Origin of the sequence: Roseovarius sp. (assembly GCF_018066915.1) — a bacterium.
Lineage (GTDB): Bacteria > Pseudomonadota > Alphaproteobacteria > Rhodobacterales > Rhodobacteraceae > Roseovarius.
The window spans coordinates 1-4,608 of sequence record NZ_JAGPVV010000250.1; the positions used below are offsets into that span (position 1 = coordinate 1).

At 62.9% G+C, this 4,608-nt stretch carries 4 protein-coding genes; 1 reads left to right on the forward strand and 3 read right to left on the reverse strand.

Features of this window, described 5'->3' with window-relative positions:
- Positions 1–15: 15 nt before the first annotated feature.
- Positions 16–837 (forward strand): ABC transporter permease, encoded by an 822-nt coding sequence (locus KBT70_RS13720; RefSeq protein WP_296634641.1) that lies wholly within the window; start codon positions 16–18, stop codon positions 835–837.
- A gap of 10 nt (positions 838–847) precedes the next feature.
- On the opposite strand, the gene KBT70_RS13725 is transcribed toward KBT70_RS13720, so the two are convergent.
- The 3 genes from KBT70_RS13725 to KBT70_RS13735 form a co-directional block, all read right to left on the reverse strand.
- The gene (locus tag KBT70_RS13725) at positions 848–2,467 is read right to left on the reverse strand and encodes a DUF4139 domain-containing protein (protein ID WP_296634629.1); all 1,620 of its coding nucleotides are present in this window, start codon (positions 2,465–2,467) and stop codon (positions 848–850) included.
- Between the two features lie 96 nt (positions 2,468–2,563).
- Positions 2,564–3,841: an amidohydrolase family protein gene (locus KBT70_RS13730; protein ID WP_296634633.1), complete on the reverse strand. Its 1,278-nt coding sequence runs from the start codon at positions 3,839–3,841 to the stop codon at positions 2,564–2,566.
- Positions 3,841–4,608 (reverse strand): ABC transporter permease (locus KBT70_RS13735; RefSeq protein ID WP_296634638.1); only part of this gene is annotated, 768 nt, incomplete at its 5' end. The genes KBT70_RS13735 and KBT70_RS13730, both read right to left, overlap by 1 nt.

Genomic DNA, 4,608 nt, shown 5'->3' on the forward strand with positions numbered 1-4,608 from the left:
CAGCGGCCCCGCGCCATGATCAAGACCACGCGCCCCAGATCGAGCCTGCATTCGGCAATCAACATTGCCGAGCTGATTTATCATGCCGCCGTGCGGGATGTGCGCAAGAGCGATGGCAACGCGATTGTGGCCCTGCTCAAGAATATCATGACCGTGATCATCATGGTGATGGCGTTTTACTTCATGTTCACAGTGCTTGGCCTGAAGGGCATGAAGATTCGCGGCGATTTCCTGCTGTTCATGATGTCCGGCATCTTTGTCTACATCACCCATATCAAGGCGATGAGCGCAGTCATGGGGGCCGAGGGGCCAGCATCTCCCATGATGCAGCATGCGCCGATGAACACGGTCATCGCAATTTGCTCGGCGGCGCTCAGCTCTCTGTACATTCAGGTTCTGTCACTTTTCGTGGTGCTTTTCGTCTACCATGTGGGTTTCGTGCCGATCAGCATCTACCAGCCCATTCAGGCCTTTGGCATGATCCTCACCGCGTGGTTCACAGGCGTTGCCGTGGGGCTGGTCCTGTTGGCGATCAAGCCATGGGCGCCCGGATTCGTGTCGATCTTTGCCATGATCTATCAGAGGGCCAATATGATCGCCTCGGGCAAGATGTTCGTGGTCAACACCTTGCCCACGTTCATGATGAACATGTTCGACTGGAACCCGCTGTTTCACATCATCGACCAGACGCGCGGTTTCGTGTTCATCAACTACTTTCCGCACCGGACATCGCTTGAGTATCCGTATTACGTCGGAATTGCGCTTTTGATGCTTGGGCTTATGGCGGAATTCTACACCCGCCAATACGCGTCGAGCAGTTGGGAAGCGCGGCGGTAAACCGCCGGTATCACTGCAGCACCTTGCCCTCGGGCCATGTCATCCGCGTCTTCAATGTGATTGACTGCGTGTCACCGGCAGGCAGATCAAACGTCCATGCCAGAATGCCCCGCTCGCCGTCGATGTCGCGCTCGGCGGGCATGGGATCGGCGCTCCATGTGATTTCCAGATCCTCTTGCTCGGACACCGGCACGCGGTCAATCAGGCGCAGCGGCCACGCCTCGCCGGTCAAGTTCTCGACGGTGATTTCAACCGCCTCTGTCTGTTCATTGGATTTCGTGAGGATGCCCCGGTCGCCCTCGTTGCGGTCGCGCACCAGACGGGTCAGGCGCAGACCCTCGATCGGGCCAAAGGACATGTCGGCCTTGTCCCCATCCGCGATCAGGTTCATCCAGCGTTGCCCGACATAGCGCCCATCGAGGTAAAACCGCGCCTCGGATGTGGGCAAGAGGATCTCGCCGGTGTCATTGGTCAGCCGCGCCATGAGGTAAGCGGTCTGATCCAGCATCGGCACCGCCTGTGCCACAACCTCGGCCTCTGTTTCCAGTGAGGCCAGCATCAGGCGCACATTGTCGGCACCGGTGGTGACACTGACAGGGGCGGGATAGCTGTAGGTGACGGAGAGCCCATCAAAGCTGGCCAGGGCCATGTCAGAGACGGCGGCCTCTGCCACGGGCGCGGCCATGAACGCTGCTTCGGCCTTGCCGCGCGCCATCGGTTGAATCACTTGGGGATCATCAATTCGCGCAATCCACGGCCAGATTTGCCCCGGTTCGGTCTGTTCCGAGGGGCGCAAGGTCGAGAGGGTGAGTGCGATGTCTTGCCAGTTTTCACCTGTGGATTGCTGCACAAAGGCCCCGCGTTCGATCCGGAGCGCGCCACTGTCCCGCGCCAGATGCAGATCATAGAGCGGCTGCCAGCCTGCATCGGGGATGGTGTAGGTCACGGTCAGTGTGCCTTGGGTCTCTGCATCAGAGGTGATCGCCACGGCGAGCATGGCGCGGGCCTCATCCTCGGGCACCAGCGCCTTGAGCGCCTGACGCGCGGCATCGCGTGCCTTGATCTGGTCTTTGAGGGCGCGTTTGGCGGCCTCGGCGCGGCGGGTTGCAGCGGCTTCGGCCTGACGCGCCAGCAGGGTCTCGCTTCCGATCATGGCGCTCAGATCACGCAGTTGATCCGGCGTCAGGGTTGCGGTCCCGTCGCCCTGACCGATCTGTGCCAGAAAGGTGATGCGCGCGCGTGCGGCCTCTGCCTCGATCTCGATGTCGGCGATGTCCTCGCGAGCAAGGCGCAACGCCGCTTCTAGCCGCTCCACCTCGGCGCGGGCGGCGATCAGCGCGTCGCTGTCGGGGGTATCGCGCGGCGGCACGTAATCATTGCGGGTGGTGATGCCACCCATGCGCGCGCCCTCGACCGCAACCCGCACCGAGGCGAGCGGCGTGCCTTGGGGAAGGTCGGCGAGGATGAGATCATGCTGACCGGCAGGGGCGCTAAAGGCCACTTCGCGGGTCACGGTCGCACCTTGCGGATAGAGGGTCACGGCGCTGACGCGGCTCGCGAGGGCGATATCCTCGGCCATGGCGGGCAGGGCGAACGAGGCGAGAGGCAGAACAAGAAAAAGGGCACGCATGGAATAACTCCTGAACGGTTTAGGCGATGTTCCAGACTTGTCGCCCGAGGTGCAAGCCTGCCGCGTGGTCATGCGTGGCGATAGGCCGGGATACGCCTACGCGACCGGATGCCGCCGGCGCACCGAACCGGGCCGCCCCGAGATCTCTAGCGTGGCGTCGCCGCGCGGTGTGCGCGCAATCAGGCGCCCCTTGGATACGACTGCAAGACGCGCAGCGCGCAGGCGCACCGCCTCGATCGGGTCGCCCGCATCCAGCACCACAAGCGAGGCTATGGCACCGACATGCAGGCCATAATCCTCCAGCCCCAGAATGCGCGCGTTCTCGACCGTCACCATGTCGAAACAGCGCCGCATCTCGTCGGGGCTCGACATCTGCGCCACATGCAGCCCCATGAAGGCGACATCGAGCATGTCGGCGGTGCCAAGGCTATACCATGGATCGCGCACGCAATCCTGACCCCAGCCAACGGTGATGCCCTGCGCCTGCATTTCCTTGACCCGTGTCAGGCCGCGCCGCTTCGGGAATGTGTCGTGCCGCCCTTGCAACATGATGTTGATCAGCGGATTGGGAATCGCGGATACGCCCGCCTCGGCCATCAGCGGCAGGAGTTTCGAGACATAGTAGTTGTCCATCGAATGCATCGAGGTCAGGTGTGATCCAGCCACCCGCCCCTGAAGCCCGAGGCGCTGTGCCTCATAGGCAAGCGTTTCGATATGGCGGCTGAGGGGGTCGTCGCTCTCGTCGCAATGCATATCGACGCGCAGGCCGCGCGCTGCCGCAATCTCGCAGAGTTCGCGCACAGACGCCGCGCCATCCGCCATCGTGCGCTCGAAATGCGGGATGCCGCCCACCACATCGACGCCCATATCGAGCGCGCGGATCGTGTTGGCGCGGGCGGTGGGGTCGCGGTAGAACCCATCCTGCGGAAAGGCCACGAGTTGCAGGTCGATGTAGCCCTTGACCTTGTCGCGCACCTCGAGCATCGCCGCCACGCCCTTGAGGCTGTCATCGCAGGTGTCGACATGGCTGCGGATCGCCAAGAGGCCCATTGAGGCGGCCCAATCGCAATAATCGAGCGCACGCGCGACCATCTCTTCTTGGGTGACGATCTGCTTGAGTTCGCCCCAGAGACCGATCCCCTCCAGCAGCGTGCCAGAGGCGTTGATGCGCGGCAGGCCGTAACTCAGCGTCGCATCAAGGTGGAAATGCGGATCGACAAAGGGCGGGCTGACAAGATCGCCGGTGGCGTCGATCACCTGGCCAGCCTCTGCCCCTTCAAGCCGGCCCATCGCCGTGATTCGGTCGCCGGTGATGCCGATATCGTTGGTGGTGCCATCGGGCAGCGTGCCACCCTTGACAATGAGATCGAACATCAGCGTTCCCCCTTGTTAAAGGCCACCATCAGGGCGGCCGGCACCTCGGCGCGGCGCGACATGACGATGAGGGCGAGGATGGAGAGGACATAGGGCGTCATCAGGAATATCTGATAGGGAATATCCGCCCCGAGCGGGGTCTGTTGCACCCGGATTTGCAGCGCATCAAAGGCGGCAAAGAGGACCGCGCCCAAGAGCGCCTTGCCCGGCTTCCACGCACCAAAGACCACGAGCGCGATGCAGATCCAGCCGCGCCCGTTGACCATCTCGAAGAAAAAGGAATCAAACGCCGACATGGTCAGGAACGCGCCGCCCACCGCCATCAGCCCTGATCCGACGATCACCGCGCCCATGCGCAGGCCGGTGACCGAGAGCCCCTGCGCCGCAACCGCTGCCGGATTCTCGCCCGCCGCGCGCAGCGCAAGGCCAAGGGGCGTGCGGTAGAGAACGAGGCTTACGACGCCCACGAGGATGAAGGCCAGATAGGTCAACGGGGTTTGGGCAAAGAGTGCGGGACCGATCAGGGGAATGTCGGACAGCAAAGGGATTTCCCATGGCTGAAAGGCAGTGATCTTGGGCGGGCTCGTCACCTCTGGCAGGGCGAGGCGATAGGCGTAATAGGTGGAAGAGGTGGCCAGAAGCGTTACCCCTAGCCCGACCACATGCTGCGACAGACCGAAGGGCACGGTCAGCAGGCTATGCACCGCGCCAAAGCCCATGCCGACCACCATCGCCACCGCAACACCCGGCCAGAGGCCCAGACCGGA